At 58.8% G+C, this 17,490-nt stretch carries 8 protein-coding genes; 6 read left to right on the top strand and 2 right to left on the bottom strand.

The window, feature by feature from the left end:
• Position 1: 1 nt before the first annotated feature.
• Both IPM61_03805 and IPM61_03810 read left to right on the top strand, forming a co-directional pair.
• Complete coding sequence (locus tag IPM61_03805; protein MBK8910432.1) at positions 2-2,980, top strand: choice-of-anchor D domain-containing protein; 2,979 nt, start codon at positions 2-4, stop codon at positions 2,978-2,980.
• 349 nt (positions 2,981-3,329) lie between these two features.
• Entirely contained in the window at positions 3,330-3,887 is a 558-nt protein-coding gene (locus tag IPM61_03810; GenBank protein MBK8910433.1) for a GNAT family N-acetyltransferase, read from the top strand.
• On the opposite strand, the gene IPM61_03815 is transcribed toward IPM61_03810, so the two are convergent.
• Positions 3,871-4,635, bottom strand: a complete 765-nt coding sequence (locus IPM61_03815; GenBank protein MBK8910434.1) for a peptidoglycan-binding protein — start codon at positions 4,633-4,635, stop codon at positions 3,871-3,873. The two genes, IPM61_03810 and IPM61_03815, sit on opposite strands and share 17 nt — an antisense overlap.
• 923 nt (positions 4,636-5,558) lie before the next feature.
• On the opposite strand from IPM61_03815, the gene IPM61_03820 reads away from it, so the two are divergent.
• The 3 genes from IPM61_03820 (at position 5,559) to IPM61_03830 (ending at position 14,178) form a co-directional block, all read left to right on the top strand.
• On the top strand, positions 5,559-11,909 hold the full coding sequence (locus IPM61_03820; protein MBK8910435.1) for a tail fiber domain-containing protein: 6,351 nt from the start codon (positions 5,559-5,561) through the stop codon (positions 11,907-11,909).
• 291 nt (positions 11,910-12,200) lie between these two features.
• Entirely contained in the window at positions 12,201-13,001 is an 801-nt protein-coding gene (locus tag IPM61_03825) for a hypothetical protein (GenBank protein MBK8910436.1), read from the top strand.
• Between the two features lie 139 nt (positions 13,002-13,140).
• Positions 13,141-14,178, top strand: coding sequence for a type 2 isopentenyl-diphosphate Delta-isomerase (locus tag IPM61_03830; GenBank protein MBK8910437.1), 1,038 nt, complete (start codon positions 13,141-13,143; stop codon positions 14,176-14,178).
• A gap of 463 nt (positions 14,179-14,641) precedes the next feature.
• Here the strand turns inward: IPM61_03830 and IPM61_03835 are convergent, their stop codons facing one another.
• Positions 14,642-16,312: a ribulokinase gene (locus IPM61_03835; protein MBK8910438.1), complete on the bottom strand. Its 1,671-nt coding sequence runs from the start codon at positions 16,310-16,312 to the stop codon at positions 14,642-14,644.
• An 86-nt stretch (positions 16,313-16,398) separates the two neighbouring features.
• Between IPM61_03835 and IPM61_03840 the strand changes: the two genes are divergently transcribed.
• Positions 16,399-17,460, top strand: coding sequence for a hypothetical protein (locus tag IPM61_03840; protein ID MBK8910439.1), 1,062 nt, complete (start codon positions 16,399-16,401; stop codon positions 17,458-17,460).
• Positions 17,461-17,490: the final 30 nt, after the last annotated feature.

Here is a 17,490-nt window from a genome sequence, read left to right on the forward strand (position 1 = left end):
GATGCGATTCTTCTGCAAAGAACCTCTGGGCCAGGCAAGTTCTTCCCTTCGTTCGGGGCTTGCCATTGTTTTCCTGCTGATGGTGTCGGTTGGGGAAGCGGTGGCGGGGGGACCGTTGGGGGCCACGGGAACCACGCCGAACACCTATCCCGCAACGGCAATGCCGCTCATCTACAAAACCGATTTGGGAACGCTGGGAAGGTTCACCAACGTCGTCGGGAAATCCATTGCGGACTATGCGTTCCAGCAGTGGGACAACGTTACCACCGCCTCGCTCACCATCATCAACGGCGGAACGCTGGCGAACAACGTCACTTCGGCAACCGACCCCTACATCTCCGGTGTTGGCCAGTTCAACGACGGCATCAACCCCGTGGTGTTCGATAACGACGGCTCGATCACCGATTCCCGAATCGGCGTTGGCGCAAAGAACACGGTGTACGGTTTTGCTGCTTCGGTTGGAATTGGAACCGATCTGTACGAAGGCTTCGTGATTATCAACGGCCACCTGAGCGGGACCGGATCGGCCGAGGATGAGGATCGTTTCAAGGCGGTTATCACCCACGAGGCCGGGCATTTTCTTGGAATGGCCCATTCCCAAAACGCCATGCACTCCGGCTACGCCACCATGTATCCCTCCATCGAGTCTCTGGACCAAAAAACGTTGGAGCCGGATGACCGCGCCGCTATCTCACTTCTCTATCCAACTCCCGACTATTTAGCCAGCGTCGGCTTTATTTCCGGAGCCGTGCGGACCGGGGGGAATGAAAAAGTGAGCGGCGTGTGTGTGATTGCCGTGGACACCGCAACCGGGGATGCCTACAGCACCATTGTTGACTACTACTCCGGCGGGCATCCGGCGTTCCAGAATCCCCCCGCGGCCAACGGGACCTTCACCATCTCAGGGTTGCCGCCGGGATATTATGCCGTGCGGGTGGAGCCGTTGTTGGAGGTCTTCACCAAAGGTTCCGCCATTGCCAGCTATCCCACGCCGATCAACACAAACACCGCGATTGAGTGGTACAACAGCACGGGGGAATCGGCCGATCTTCTGTTGGATAATTGGAATGACTTCACCCCCGTCAGGGTGCGGGCCGGCGACACCACGAAGAACGTTGCAATCTTCACCAATCAATCGGCACTAACCACCGAGGTGACGCACCATCAGGGAGGATTGGGAAGTTACTTGGAGCTTCCGGTCCCGGGAGCCAATATCACCAGCTACGCCAACCGTTTCACCGCCCCCACAAACGGATCGTTGGTGGGGATGAAACTCCTGTTCCTTTCCCCATCGGTCACGCCGGTTGGCGGGTCCTTCACCGTGACGGTCTATTCCAACAAGGCGGGAAGTTTGGCGGGGATTCCGAACAACGTGCTGGGCACGGTGACGATCCCGTACAAGTATCTGATGGGCAATCAAGAAAATGAGATTTGGCTGCGGGGGATTGGCGCGCCGGTCAACTTCAACGCTGGCGAGGAATTCCACATTGCCGTTACCAACAGCTTGGGAACGTTGGTGATCCCCACCGACGACGGCAGCAACACGCAAAACCGAAGCAGCTACAAAACCATAAGCGGCTGGAAAAATTTCCCCGATGGAGTTCCCGGCGGCACGGGCGTGACAATCTGGATGACCGCTGTTTATACCACCGTCACCGCTGGGTCCCCGCAGGCGGCGTTGAACGCTTCGCCAAACCCCGTCAACTTTGGGACCACCCGCCCGAACAAACCGGTGGAGCAATCGCTGACGATCAGCAACCCAGGGACCGCAACGCTGAACGTGACATCGGCAACCATCAGCGGGGTGAATCAATCGGAGTTCAGCATTGTGGGGGGGGGCGCGCCATTCAGCGTCAACAAAGGGGAAAGCCACCAACTTACCCTGCGGTTCAATCCAACAACCAACGGAAGCAGCCGCTCGGCAATGCTGACGCTGGCAAGCAACGCGCCAGGCTCGCCACTTGGGATTCAGCTGAACGGAAGCGCGGGCTTGGCGGTGGCGCAGGAGGCATTATCGGTGATTGATCTGAAAGAGCGGAGGGTTGGCGCAACAGCGATGGTAGATACCGTGGTCCTGCAGAACACCGGCAACGACACCTTGCGGATCAGCGAAATCGCCACCACCGGAGCCGATTCCGCGCGGCTGCGGTACTTCGGCGCGAAAAGCGTGCTGGTTGCCCCGGGGACCACGCTGAAATTGCGGGTGAGATTTGACCCACAGGAGCGGCGGCGATATTCTTCCACCATCCGGCTAACCCACGACGACACCACAGGCTTCAGCGAGTTCGCGGTGTTTGGGACCGGGGTGGCCGGAATCGCCAGTGCCGAACGCGACACGTTAATCTTCCCCCGAACAGCGGTGCAATCTTCCTACGACTCGGCCTACTCCATCACCAACACCGGGGATTATCCGTTGACGATCACCGCGCTGGGCCTGAACGGGGCCGACAAATCGGCGTTTGCGATCATCACCCAGCCAACCATCCCGCTGACGTTGCAGCCGGGCCAGACGCTTTCCGTTCCGATTCGCTACACCCCCGATGCGGACCGCCGCCACATCGCGCAGCTTCGGCTATCCCACAACGGCCTTGCTTCGCCAACTGACTTCACGGTGATTGGCTACGGGCCAACGGTGAGCGGGGTCCATGATGGGACAATTGGAGATGGAACAATCGGAACCGAAATCGCTACCGGCGGGACCATTCTGCGGCTGCTTCCCGTCTCGGGAAATCCGGTGCGCGAGGCCATCAACGTGCGGGTTAGCATCCGCGGGGCCGGGACCGCTACGGGGCAACTCAGCCTTGTTGATCTGTCGGGCAAAACGATGCTCCACCCAATCCCTTTCTCCTTTGCCGGAGCGGGGACCGAGCGGATTGAGCAGCTGCGAATCGGGCTGGATGGAGTTCCCTCCGGAGCCTACCAATTGCTGCTGCGAACATCACACGGAGCAGCGGCCCAGCGGGTAGTGGTGGCGCGGTAGCCGCCCCGACCTCAGTTACGGGATTGCCGCCTCCTCCAATTCTGGCAGAGGTGGTGTGAGGTTGAGTGAGAAAACCATCAACAGCACCAACCCTTTTCCCCCCAGCATTGGGGGGACGCTTCGTCGCTTGCGGCGAAGCAGGGGGGCGCGACGGCAACGCATGCGGGGGCTTCGATGGATAACAGAAAACACCGCCCGTTCCGCCGCTCCCCCGAACCCACCCCACCCTGTCGGGCACCCCTCCGATGGAGGGGAACGATTCGGGAGGGTTGGGTGGGATTGAGACGGGAAATGATGGAGCCATCCCGCCCCCTTCCCCACGCCGGCAATCCTACTTTGGTGAACTCCAATGGAACTGCAAACCGCTCACCTTCTGCTTCGCCCTTATTCCGTGGCGGACATTGCGCCGCTGCATCGGCTTTGGACGAACGAGGGGGTGCGGCGGTATCTGTGGGATGGCGCGGTTGTTCCGCTGGAACGTGCTGCCCAGGTTGTACGCAGCAGCATTGAAGAATGGGAGATTTACGGTTTTGGGCAGTGGTGCGTGTGCGATTGCCACAGCGGGGAGCTTATCGGGTTTTGCGGTTTCCGCCGCGATGAACCTGGGATGCCGCCGGAACTGATCTACGGACTTCATCCCGACTGGTGGGGGCGTGGCCTTGCTACCGAATCGGCCCGGGCCGCGCTGGCGTTCGGATTCCAGCAAAAAAATTTCAGCGCGGTGTGGGCCATCACGGACCCGCCGAACGTGAAGTCCGTTGCGGTGCTGCGGCGGCTTGGCATGGCGTTTCAGCGCCGCGGCCTGCTGCATGGCCTGGAGACGTTGTTCTACCGATTAACGAAAGCGGAGTGGGAGCGGGAAAACGCCCGCTCCCTTCCATCCCCCCCGCCTACCGATACTCAATAAATCCCTTGTTGATGGACTTGATGCTCCGCCCGGTGCGGCGGAACACACCGATTCCATTGCGCGAGCCTTCTTTGTTCGTGTTCCCTTCAATCGTCACCAGCATCCCTCCGTGCACGCTTTCCACCAACCCTGTGTGCCCAAGCCCTCCGCCGTGGCTGATGATAAAAATCATCCCGGGCTTTACCAGCCCCGGGTTGTCGGCGGCTTCCTTCGTGGTGATGCAGCGGGTGCCGGCGGCGCGGGCGGCGTTCCAGTGGGCCATCACTCCTGCGGTTTTCACCAACGGGTTGTTCTTCTTCAGTTGTTCGGCGGCTTGTTGGTAGCACCAATAGACAAACGCCATGCACCAAAAATATCCCGGCCCCAAGCCCACGCTGGCCAAGTAGGCATTCACCTCGGGACCTTTGTTGGACCCAAGCGGATTTTCCAAAACCCCAAGTTGGCTTTTGGCGGCGGCAATTGCTGCGGTGGCAAGGGGTGATTTGTTGGTTTCCACCACCGGCACTTTTTCCTGGCCGAACAACGCTGCCCACGTCACCGCCCCAACCTCACCATCGGCCACCAGTGGGTTTCCGTTTTGGTCGGTGAATCGGGTTTGGAACAGCTTCACGGCCGCCAACGTTTTGGGGCCGAAATCGCCATCCACTTCCAGCGGGCCGCAGCCGCGGGCGTTCAGCTCTTTCTGGATTGCGCGGACGATCTTTCCATCCTTCTCCCCTTTCTTGATAACACGTTTTGGATAGTTCATGGTGATACCCTCACGACAGACAATTAGGTTAAAAAAACGGGTGCAGTGGGCCAGCCGCAACCTACGGTGGCAAAAAGGGACCGCCAAGAGTTGTGGAGATTTTTTCTTGAAGGTTTTGGGAGATTTTTCAGGAGAACTCCCGCTTATTGCTCAGTGAGTAGCCTGGCATCGGTCGCCCTGAAGGGGCAGGCTATCATAGCCCAGGGCAGCGCCCTGGGAATCCTCCCCCAAACATTCCACCGCCCTGAAGGGGCAACCTAAAGGGACAACCCCATTCATCCATCAATCGTGCAGAGACCGTGCCCATTGGAAATTCATACCCTCAACAACATCTCTAACCGGATCGAGGTCGCCCCTTCAGGGCTGGTGTTGCACGGGGTTGGTTCTTTTCCCAGGGCGATGCCCTGGGCTAGCATCGGTCGCCCTTTCAGGGCTGATGGTGGTTCTTATTGCTCGGTGAGTAGCTATGAAAAGAGTGCGATTTTTATAAAAAGGTGCAGATGGGTTCTTTCTTGCACCTCAGCTGGTCAATCTCACTATGCATTGAGATTATGCAACCCCTCATAAGCACTCAGCATTTCCCTAACTCTTCACCAAGCAATAATGCGCCACCGATGCTACCGATCATGCCAACTGATGCTGTGACTTTGCGGGAAACGATGCTATTCAGATTCTACCTTTGCCCGTAAGGTACAGGGACACCATCCGCAGATCTGCATCCTCAGATAGGCTTGGGAGTTTCCCATCTCAACAACAACTCAGCTTCGACGGTGATTTGCGATTCTGCGCTCCCATTGTGGGTAGTTGCATAAGGATCAGCTTCCTACCATTCTTGTAGCCTGTCCGGACAGGGCGAAAAGGGATGGTTCTGGCGTGCAAGAACCGCACTCATTTCCGCACAAAGCCAACCTGCCCATCATTTTATGAACTGCTCAACAACGTGGTGCGTTGCACCGCGCAGGATTCATCTTGCCCAAACCGTTTTCCTGTTTCTTCTTCTTGCTGCCTTCCAGCCACTGCTTGCTCAGCTGTATCCCACCCCCGCCCCGGCACCAATGGTGGATATTCATGGCCACATGGGGGTTGGAACTCTCCGCCCCGATTCTTCCTCCATCCTTGATGTTTTCTCCACCGCCAGTGGCTTCCTGTTGCCGCGCATGAACACCGCCCAGCGGGACCAAATCGCCGGCAATCGCCCGGCAAAAGGGCTGATGATTTACAACTCCCAGAACGACCGCTGCGAAATCAACATCGGCACCAAAGAACGCCCGCGCTGGGTCCCGTGCCAGATGGTTGACACCAGCGGAAGCCTGGTTATCACCGGCCCAGTTAGCCCCAACGGCGACCCCGGCGACCCTGGCGATCTGTTCGTCTCGCAAGGTCCCAACAATCCTCCAATTTGGCTTGAGCCTGAAGCTGCGGTTCCCGCGTGGTTTCTGCGTGGCAACGCGAACACCAACCCGGGCACCGGAACCGGACAGAACTTTATGGGAACCCGCGACGACCGCGACGTGGTGTTTGCCACCGGCGGGACCGAGCGGGGAAGATTCCTAAGCCCAACGAACGGCGGCGGATTTTCCATCACCGGACCATTTCGCCCCGGGGGGAACGCCGGGACCGCAGGAATGGCACTGGTCTCCTCCGGTTCAAGCGCGCCGCCAACGTGGCAGGTGGTTCCGTTCTTGCCGGTCGGCACGCGGAACTTCTCCACACTTTCGTGGGATAGCGTTGCGGGGGCGTGGGTGGAGAACACGAATCTTACCAGCAACCCCACCAACGGCAACACCGACGTCAACGGAAACTTGAACGTTGACGGGAACACCACGCTGAACGGAACCACCGTCTCCATCCCGAACGTTCCGAACGTCACCAGTGGGACTGAAGTGGTGATTACCGATGCTTCCGGGAACGTCCAAACCATCAACGTCAACAACCTTATCGGCAACGCTACGCTGACGCAAAACGCCATTTGGGTGGGCGATGCAAGCAACAATCCTGCGGAGCTTCTTTCAACAAATACGCAAGGTGCGGTGCTGGTGCAAAACGCCAGCGGCTCGCCAATCTGGACCGCGCCCGCGGCCTCGCCATTCTGGGCTTTGAACGGCAACAGCGGGACCAATCCGGCAAACAACTTTGTGGGAACCACCGATGCTTCGGACCTGGTGTTCCGCACCGCGAACACACCGCGAATGCGGCTTGGGCAGGGCGCGACCGACAACGTGGTCAGCATCTTCGGAACGCCCGATGCCGTTGTTGGCAACACCAGCGCAAGCACCGTGTGGGACCTGCGCATTGCTGGCGACGTGTATGCCAGCGGCATCTACAAATCGGGCGGCTCGCTTTGGATGGATGGCCGCAACGCAGCGCAAAACCAAGTCACCAGCGACAACACCCTTTGGATGACCACCCGCGGCGCGACCAACGCGTTGGAGCTTCATGTGGATGAGCTTGGGTCCGCAGCTCAGGGTCGCCGCAGGGTGATGCGGTACGAGCCGAACAACACCAGCGCGAACATCATTGGCGGGTTCAACGGAAACAACGTGACCAGCGGCGTGGTTGGCGCAACCATTTCCGGCGGCGGAAGCAACGGAGCCGCCAACACCGCGACCGACAACTTTGGAACCATTGCCGGCGGCGAAGGGAACCGCACCGGCGACGCAGCCGGAACCACCGCCGACGCACGCTACGCAACGGTAAGTGGTGGATTAAGCAACACCGCAGCGGGGGAGAATTCCACCATTGCCGGCGGCTATCTAAACACCGCATCGGGGCCGAACAGCACCATTGGGGGCGGGCGGCAAAACCAGGCAAGCGACGTCACCACAACAATCGGCGGGGGGGCGCAGAACCGGGCAACGAACAACAACGCGGTGGTTGCCGGTGGTTCGGGGAATCTTGCCAGCGGGAACAGCTCGGCCATTGGCGGCGGAGCAAGCAACCAAGCCACCAGCACCAACACCACAATCCCCGGCGGCGTAAGCAACACCGCCACGGTGTTGAACGCCACCGTTGGGGGGGGAAGCTCGAACGATGCAACTGCCGAGGCAGCAACAATCGCTGGCGGAGCCGACAACGCGGCAGCGGGTGGGGGATCGTTTATTGGTGGGGGAAGTTCTAACAATGCGTCTGGCACAAGCAGCACCATCGCGGGTGGAGCCGGCAATGGAGCGTCAGGAGAAGGTGCTGCGGTAGCTGGTGGAGTGAACAACATTGCTTCCTCACAGTATGCTTCTATTGGTGGCGGAACACAAAACCGTGCAAGCGGAAGTGCCAGTTTCATCGGCGCAGGAGTGGCCAATACTACGGCTGGATACCGGAGCGTAATTGTAGGAGGGGAGCAGAACATTATTACGGCAGCGGGTGATCGAGCAATAATTAGCGGCGGTTCACAGAACTCTATCACCGGAGCATTTTCCACGATTGGTGGTGGCGTGCAGAACCTTAATCAAGGGGAATACTCAGTAATTGCTGGAGGTCGCTCCGACACCATCGTTGCTCCATCCGACAATTCTACCATCAGCGGAGGGTACAACAATGTTGCGACTAACTCTTACTCCACTATTAGTGGTGGTTCAGGCAACAGAGCACTCGCCCTATCAAGCACTATTGCTGGAGGAGATGGGAACCAAGCGAGCGGACGGTGGAGCAGCATCAGTGGCGGGCAAAACAACGCCGTTGCCAGTGACCACGCCATAGTTGCTGGCGGGAATGGGAACCGCATATCAGGACAATTTTCAGGCATCTTGGGCGGCGACCGCGACACAGTGCTTGGCCCCAACAGCACGATTGGCGGGGGAAGGCTCAACAAGATCATCGCCACCGCCGATTTCAGCGCGATTGGTGGAGGGCAGAACAACCGTATCAACAACGGCAACAGTGTCATTGCCGGTGGCAGCGGCAATATCATCAGTGCCGATGGCGCAGCAATTGGTGGCGGGGGCGAAAATCAGGTGGCAGGGCTAAACGGGTTTGTTGGCGGCGGGCAGTTGAACCAAGCAACGGGCCAGACAGCCACCATTGCCGGGGGCCGTTTGAACCAAGCAACGGACCGCTTTGCCTTTGTTGGCGGTGGCGACCGCAACATCGCTTCCGGCCCGGGAGCAGTGGTTGCTGGCGGCGGCGACAATGGAGTGTTCAGCCCCGCTGGCAACACGGCATCGGGCATATCGGCGGCGGTGGTTGGGGGCTACAGCAACACGGCATCGGCCGCAACCAGTTTTGTGGGCGGTGGCAACAGCAACAACATTGCGGCAACCTCGCTGAGTGGGGCAATCGCTGGGGGGACATCGAACGTTATCAGCGCTAACGCCAACGAAGCCTTTATCGGCGGTGGCCGGGCGAACCAAGCAGCAGCACAATTCGCATCGGTGGTGGGGGGGAATTTGAACCGTGCGCAAAGCGCATATTCGGCAATACTTGGCGGGTTGAATAATCAAGAGCAAAGCACCGTGGGGGGGAACAACGGGGCCAACGCAATCGTTGGCGGAAGAAACCATTTCGCGAACGGCTCCAGCAACACCATCGCCGGCGGCGAAAACGATACCGTGCTTGGGCGGTTCAGCATCATCGGTGCCGGAACGACGAACAACACCAGCGGCGACTATCACTTTATCGGTGCCGGGTCCGAAAACCGAGTTACATCGGGAACCACCAGCAGCATTGTTGGCGGCAACCGCAACCAAGTCACCGGCAACTACAACATCATTGGCGGGGGGATTGCCAACTCCATCGGCACCGAGCACTCCAGCATTGTTGGCGGGCGTGGCAACCGCATCACCACCGTCAACTCATTCATCGCTGGCGGCGACACCAACTCCATCACCGCCTCGGCATTCAACAGCAGCATCGGCGGCGGGACCCGCAACGTAATCACCAGCCGGTTTGGGGTGATTGGCGGCGGCGTAGCAAACACCATTGCTGGCGATTCGGGGGCAATTGTTGGCGGGGCCGGAAATAGAGTTTCCAACACCTTCGGCTTTGTGGGTGCGGGGCAGTTCAATCTTGCCTCGGGAGCCTACTCGGTGGTTGCCGGCGGCCTTCGCGACACCGCCTCGGGACCGAATTCCACCATTGCTGGCGGCGAGCGGAATGTGGCCACAGGGCAGCACGCCACCGTTGGTGGGGGGAATGTCAACCGCTCCACCAGCAACAACTCCACTGTTGCCGGTGGCTTTGGCAACCAAGCAACGGGGAACAGTTCGACAATTGCTGGGGGATTTAGCAACGAAGCAACCCAACAGTACAGCGTTGTTGGCGGTGGGAGTAATAATCACGCAATCGCACTAGCGGCCATGGTTTCTGGCGGAACAAATGGCCAAGCCACAGGGCAATACTCAGTCATTAGTGGCGGCGAATCCAACATCTCCAGCGGTTTGCATTCGGTGGTGGGTGGCGGACTTTCCAACGGCGCAAACGGCCAGCAGAGCACCGTTGCTGGCGGGGCCGGAAGTCAAGCTGGGGCAACGTATGCTACCGTCGGCGGCGGCAATGCTAACGGCGCACTTGATAGCGCATCCACAGTTTCCGGCGGACAAAACAACGCAGCACGCGCACGCCACGCAACAGTTTCTGGCGGGTTATGGAATTCTGCCAACTCTCCATTTGCCAGCATCAGCGGAGGTTATGCAAACAACATTTCTTCCGGCCAATCATCGCACATTGGCGGCGGGGATTCCAATCAAGTGCTGGCTTCACACTCCATTATTGGAGGTGGCCGATTCAACTACATCAACGCCCAATATGGAACCATCGGCGGCGGCCTAAGCGATACGGTTACTGGCCCATCTGCCACCATTGCTGGCGGCGAAGGGAACAAAGCTATCGGAGGAGCCTCGGCTGTGGGTGGGGGGTATCAGAATTTTGCCGTTGGTGGCCTTAGTGTTGTTGCAGGTGGCTTCCAAAACCGCGACTCGGCCGAGCAAGCCGGCATTGTCTCCGGCTTCACCAACCGCATTAGCCCGCTGGCGCGGCGGAGCTTTATCGGCTCGGGGTTGGGGAACGAGGTTCGTGCTGTGGAGTCGTCCATTGTTGGCGGTGCATCGAACATTATCGGCGACACTGCCGACCAAAGCGTTATTGGCGGCGGCGCAAACAACATTGCCGAAGGGCATCAATCAACCGTTGGTGGGGGCTTTGTGAATTATGCTCGTGGAAATCACAGCACCGTGGGGGGCGGGGTTAGCAATTTTGCCAGCGGCCCCGCATCAACCATCGCTGGCGGGGATCGGAGCGCGGCCGGTGGGTATGCCTCGGCAATTGGTGGCGGCGGGAACAACCTTGCCAGCGCACAATACACCACTGTTGCCGGCGGCCACTGGAACGACATCTCCACTCTGGGGATATTTGGAGTGGTCAGCGGCGGCCATGCCAACAAGAACAACGGCGCGTACGGGGTTATCACCGGCGGCGATTCCAACCAGCTGATTACCGGGGCCGATTACTCCATCATCCTGGGCGGGCGGGCCAACGTTACCGCCAGCCCATACAGCACTATTGCTGGCGGGCAACGCCTTTCCCTTGGGAGCAACAGCTTTGGCTTCCTTTCCAACCCGAACGACCTGCTGCCAATGAGCATGAACGCTTCCAACATCGCCGTTTTTGGCAACGTTGATCTTTGGCTGGCAAACAATCGCGGTACGGCCAGCAGGCTCTTCTTTTACGAGCCGAACTCCGTCACCGGCGCGTTTCCGCCAATCCTTACGCCATCGCAGCATTACAGCACCTTCGAGGCGCAAACCCAGACGCAGAACTACGAATACCTGCTTCCGGCAACCGCGCCAACCGTGCTGCCAGCAAACCATCACGTTCTGGCAATCACTGCTGTTGCCACCGCCGGCATCGTCTCGGACCTAACCCTCTCCTGGGTTGACAACACGCTGCTGACCTCCGACAAACGCCGCAAGGAGAACATCACCCTGTTGAAGGGGGAGCCATTGCTTGAGAAGTTCCACGATTTGGAACTCAGCTCCTGGAACTACATCGGCGACAAACAGCGGCATTATGGCGTGATGGCCCAGGACTTCTACTCAGCCTTCGGCAACGACGGCGTTGCCCCGATTGGAACCGACACCACGCTAAGCACGATTGACCTTCACGGCGTGGCATACTTGGCAATCCAGGGGCTTGAGCACCGCACCGCAACCGCCAACAACCGGCTGAAAAAATTGGAAGAAGAGAACGCAACGCTGCGGCGCGAGCTGCAGGAGTTGAAGGATGCGTTGAAAACGATCAGCGGCACCGGGCGCACCGCAGCCGCACCGAAGGTTGAACGATAAGATTCCGATAGTCGCCAGATCATCATCCGACAATCCCCGTGCAGCGGAAAAGGCCGGGGGGGATTGCGTGCACCGATACAGGAACGGGCTGATAATCCCACGCGCCGTAGCAAGCTGAGCAGTCTTTCAACGGTGCTATCAGCAGCACGCAATCCCCCACTTTTCCGCTGCAATTTTTTTTGGGGAAACAGGGTGGCCGCACACACGATGATGGAACCCAGGGACGTGCATCCGTTCCTGCATCTGAACCGTGGCGGCTGCCCTTTTTTTTGAAGTCAGGCAACCGTAGCTTTGTTCAAAACATTGGAGCGTGTTGCTATGGCCGGTGCGTCCTCACATTTCTACCAATCTTGCGCTGCTGTGGCGATAACCATACTGGCGTGCACCACACAGGATCACAAGACTTCCCCCTTACCGGATCGCCCTACAGCTACTGCTGTTGCTCCCCCAACAGCAGCCACCACAAAGCCTGTTGCGGATTCTTCACAGCTGCCAGAAGCAGCCGTAGTAAAACAGGACCCTGAGTTTGTTGAATGGCTGGTTAATCATGCTTTGCGCCACCCACGCGATGCACGGTTTATCGAGATTCGGGACTCCACCAAGCAGCTGCGGAACTACCGTAAAATTCCTGATGGAATTGAAATCAGCGACACGCTGGCATCGGGGAATCGGTATGTGGTAAGAATTATCAAGAAAAAATTTCACCCGAAACAGCACCGGATTACCCGAGACAGTGTTGGCTGGGTCACCCGGATAGATGGACAGACATTCTGGGGAACGGATGGCGGCCTGCCGCGAGATGAGATTAAGAAGATTCAAGTATTCATTAACGGACGGGCAATTGCTATTCCCAACCGCGCCTGGAAGCCTTATTATGAACCCAGCCTATATATCCCTGATTCCACATCTTCGTTTTTTTATGTTAGTGCTTACGAGTCACGCAATGAACAGTATTGCTACCTCTACATGCTCAATAGTGATGGAGCAGGAGCCTATGAGGTCAAGTTCATTTTTGATCACCATCAGTATATCACCGACTATGCATTGCTTTGCCCGTTAGGCCTTGAAATGGATGGTGTTCCTGATAAATAAGTGCTTGAGAAGAAGGGATAATTTCACCGATCTTCGCTCCCTCGGCTTCCCCCTGCCTACCTTTGCTTAGTAGGGCCAATAGAAATGGAACGTGGTGAAGCGTTCCAACGAACCGACTGCCAACAACTACATTCCCGCCATGTCCCAAACCAGCAGCCGCAAACGCGACCATGTTGAACTCTGCGCACGCGAAGACGTTGCCTTCCAGGGGAAAACCACTGGGCTGGAACGCTACCAGCTAACCCACAACGCGCTTCCGGAGCTTGACTTCCACGAGGTAGATACGGCGGTGGAATTTTTGGGGAAGCCGTGCGGGATGCCACTGCTGGTAAGCTCCATGACCGGCGGCTACAGCGATGCCGCCACCATCAACCAACAACTGGCCGAGGTCTGCCAGACGCTTCAGATACCGATGGGGGTTGGGTCCCAGCGGCAGGCGATTGAGGATGATTCGGAGCTTGAGAGCTTCCGTGCGGCGCGGCGTGGCGGGCCAACAATCCCGCTGTTCGGAAATCTGGGGGGGGCAGAAGTTGCCAAATCGGGAAGCCTGGAAACGGTCCAGCGGCTTGCCGAGCTGATTGATGCCGACGGCTTTGCAATCCACCTGAACCCGCTGCAAGAATTGATGCAGCCGGAAGGAAATCCCAACTACCGTGGCGTGCTTTCCGGGATTGAAACGCTGGTCCGCCAGCTTGGGCTGCCGATCATCGTTAAAGAGGTTGGCGCGGGGCTTTCGGCGGATACGGTGCGGCGGCTGTTGGAGGTTGGCGTGCGGATTATTGACGTTGCCGGGGCCGGCGGAACAAGCTGGGCCGGCGTGGAGCTGATGCGCCGCAGCGATGGCGGCGACTACGCCGATTTTTGGGATTGGGGAATCCCCACCGCCGATGCCGTCAACGCCGCGCGCCCGCTGTGCGATTCCGCCCACGCGACGTTGATTGCCAGCGGCGGCATTGCTTCCCCACGCGACGTTGGGACCGCCATTGCCCTGGGCGCGCACCTGTGCGGATCGGCCCGCCCCATGCTGAAAACCTTGCGCGAATCGGGCCAGCAAGGGCTGGAAACCATGCTCCAAAAATGGCAACATCACCTCCGCTGCATGATGTTTTTAAGCGGCTCGAAAACCATCGCCGATTTGCGCAACGCCCCAATGGTGCGGGATGGATGGAGTGCGTGAGCATCTGCCGCCGCCGCGCCCCCAGAATTGAAAATCCCGACGAAGTCGGGGTAGCGGCAGGTCTTTAGCCTGCCCTGTCTTCTCGTGAGTAAGTCGCCGAAGGCTAAAGACCTTCGACTACCTCCTTCTGTCAATCCCGACGAAGTCGGGGTAGCGGCAGGTCTTTAGCCTGCCCTGTCGCCGAAGGCCGAGACACCGAAGACCGAATCGCCGAAGGCTAAAGACCTTTTATCAACCCCGACGGAGGTCGGGGCGGCTACCTCCTTCTGTCAATCCCAGCTGAAGCGGCAATCCCGACGAAGTCGGGGTAGGGGCAGGTCTTTAGCCTGCCCTGTCGCCGAAGGCCGAGACACCGAAGACCGAATCGCCGAAGGCTAAAGACCTTCGGCTACCTCCTTCTGTCAATCCCGACGGAGGTCGGGATGGTTACCTCCTTCTGTCAACCCCAGCTGAATTAGTGGCATCAGCCCCTCTGTTCCCTCAGTCGCTTCATCACGTCATCTCCACCTTTTCCGAAATGGTCGTGCAGGCGGCGGTAGTGGCCGAAAAGTTGGTGGTAGATGGTCTGATGCTCAGCGATTGGGGAGAACGTGGCGCTTTGGAACCGCACCATCCGCTCGGCAGCTTCGGCAATGGTGGCGTGGCCGCCGTTGGCAATGCCCGCCGCCACCGCCCCAAACATTGCCGCACCCAACGCCGAAGCCATTCCCGATCCCCCGTGGCGAATTGGCCTTCCGGTTACGTCGGCGTAGATCTGCATCAGCAGTGGGTTCCGTTCGGCAAGTCCGCCGCAGGCAACAAGCTCCTGCACCGCCACGCCGTGCGCCTCGTGCGATTCAATAATCACCCGCGCGCCGAACGCCGTCGCCTCAATCAACGCCCGGTAGATGTCGGGGGCGCGTGTTGCAAGGGTTAGCCCAACAATCAGCCCGCTTAAACTTGCATCGGTCAGCACCGAGCGATTTCCGTTCCACCAATCCAACGCCAGCAGCCCATGTTCCCCAGGCTTCTGCGCCGCCGCCGCTTGCTCCAACACCTGATAGATATTCATCCCCTGCTCCTGGGCCATCTGGAAATAGCGTGGTGGCGTGGCCTGCTCCACCAGCCATTCAAACAGATCGCCAACGCCCGCCTGCCCCGACTCGTAGCCGAACAGCCCCGGCAAAATTCCATCGGCCACCACGCCGCTGATTCCCGGGACCAACCGCTCCGTCTCGGAAAGAAGCATGTGGCAGGCGCTTGTTCCAAGAATCATCACCATCCTTCCCGGCTCCGTTACTCCAACGCCCGGAACCGCTGCGTGGGCATCAATCGTTGCGGCGGCCACGGCTGTCTCGGGAAGCAATCCGGTAAGCATCGCTCCGGCATCGTTCAGCGGGCCAACAAACGCGCCTGGGGGAACCACCGGCGCGGCAAGCCGGGAGCGGTTCAGATCCGCCAGCCGTGGGTCCAGCGCGGCAAGAAATTCTTCCGATGGATATCCATTCCCCCGTTCCCACAACCCCTTGTAGCCAGCGGCGCAGGCGTTGCGAACCTCGCGCCCGGTTAGCTGCCACACCACCCAATCGCCGGCCTCGGCAATCCGTTCGGCAGCGGCATAGATTTCAGGGGCTTCGCGGAGGATTTGGAGGGTTTTGCTGTGGAGCCATTCGCTAGAGATTTTGCCGCCGTAGCGTGCAAGCCACGGTTCGGCGCGGTCGGCAGCAACGGCGGTGATGCGGTCGGCATCGGGCTGGGCGGCGTGATGTTTCCAGAGCTTCACCCAAGCGTGCGGGTTGCCGCGCCACGTGGGGAGCTGGCAAAGGGGCGTTCCATCGGCCAATGTTGGAAGGATTGTGCAGGCGGTGAAATCCACCCCAAGCCCAACCACTTCGGTTGGCGCAATTCCGGCCTGGCGCAACGCTTCCGGGATTGCGTGGCGCAGCACTTGCAGGTAATCGTCGGGGTTCTGCAACGCCCAGTCGGGGCCAAGCCGGATGCTGGTTCCTGGAAGGTGTTCGTCAATCACTCCATCGGCGTAGCGGTGCGTTGCGGTTCCCAGGATTTCACCCGTTGAGCAATCAACCACCACCGCCCGCCCCGACTCGGTCCCGAAGTCAAGGCCAATCGAACAACGTACTTTGGAAAATGGCATGATGGGAGGGAAGAAAATGTGTGAGCCAAGCCGTTATCTTTGTGGCGCAAAGTAAAACTCTCCAATCACTTTCTTGAACAACCTGTATGAAAACCCTTTTCTTGACAATCGTCGCCCTTTTTGTTGCTGGCAGTTTGCGGGTTGCCGCGCAGCAATCGGGGTGGGAGCTGGTTGCCGCGCCGGTGGTGAATGGCAAAGCTGTTGTGGCAACAGAGATTTCGGCAACTCCATCCGGCGCGCTGTTTCTGGTGGCCAGCGGCGAAGGCTTGCTGTACCGCTCGCTCACAATGGGGAAAACCTGGGAACCCGCCGGAACCGGCATTGCGCCGGGCCATCTGCGCCAGGCGCGTGTGTTGGCTTCGCCAAGCGGCACGCTTTTTTTGCAAAGCCCGGTGGGGACCATCATCTATCGCTCCAGCAACAACGGGAGCGATTGGTCGCCATCCCTTGAATTGCCGAAAGGTGGAGGCCAACTCTACGATCTTGCATTCAATTCCCAGGGGGTTATCTACGCCACCACCGATGGCGCGAAGATGTACCGCTCCAGCGATGATGGAAAAACGTGGCAGATGATGGATGCCCCAATCGTTAGCCCGCTGGTCAGCGCCACCACCAACGGCGACGTTGTGATGGCCACCACCAACGATTCTCTTAAAGCCGTGGCGTTGCGGTCCGAAGGGGGAACGGGAACGTGGGCGCAAACATTCACCGGGGCAAAGAACACCACGCTGGATCGGTTATTCCTGAACCCGCAAACCAACATCCTGTTTATCGGCGTAAGCAACCTGAAGAACGGCGCGTTTGTTGATGCCGACATCTTTTGCTCGGTAGATTTTGGAGTTTCGTGGCAGCTTGTCAACACCGGAATTCCAACCAGCGATCGCCGCATCACCTCGCATATCGTCACCCCCGATGGAAACCTTCATATTCTGGTTGCTGGGAAGGCTATCCTCACCCTACCGTTCGCCCGTGCCGAGTGGGAGCAGCGGATCAGCATCAGCGGAATCACGGAACCGAAGCATCTGGCGAACATCGGCCACCAGTGGTTCATTGCTAATGCCGCAGGGGAGATTTATCAAAAAGACCTTAACCCATCGGGGGTGGAGATGGAAGGAATTGGAGAAGGATTCCCGTTAAATTTGTGGTGATATTGGCGACGGCCAGTTGGCCGTTTTACT

This window comes from Chlorobiota bacterium (genome assembly GCA_016710285.1).
GTDB lineage: Bacteria > Bacteroidota > Ignavibacteria > OLB7 > OLB7 > OLB7.

Bases quoted from the DNA above. Each gene is read 5' to 3' on its own strand.
- IPM61_03805 (MBK8910432.1), top strand. From the start codon at position 2: ATGCGATTCTTCTGCAAAGAACCTCTGGGCCAGGCAAGTTCTTCCCTT.
- IPM61_03810 (MBK8910433.1), top strand. From the start codon at position 3,330: ATGGAACTGCAAACCGCTCACCTTCTGCTTCGCCCTTATTCCGTGGCG.
- IPM61_03815 (MBK8910434.1), bottom strand. From the start codon at position 4,635: ATGAACTATCCAAAACGTGTTATCAAGAAAGGGGAGAAGGATGGAAAG.
- IPM61_03820 (MBK8910435.1), top strand. From the start codon at position 5,559: ATGAACTGCTCAACAACGTGGTGCGTTGCACCGCGCAGGATTCATCTT.
- IPM61_03830 (MBK8910437.1), top strand. From the start codon at position 13,141: ATGTCCCAAACCAGCAGCCGCAAACGCGACCATGTTGAACTCTGCGCA.
- IPM61_03835 (MBK8910438.1), bottom strand. From the start codon at position 16,312: ATGCCATTTTCCAAAGTACGTTGTTCGATTGGCCTTGACTTCGGGACC.
- IPM61_03840 (MBK8910439.1), top strand. From the start codon at position 16,399: ATGAAAACCCTTTTCTTGACAATCGTCGCCCTTTTTGTTGCTGGCAGT.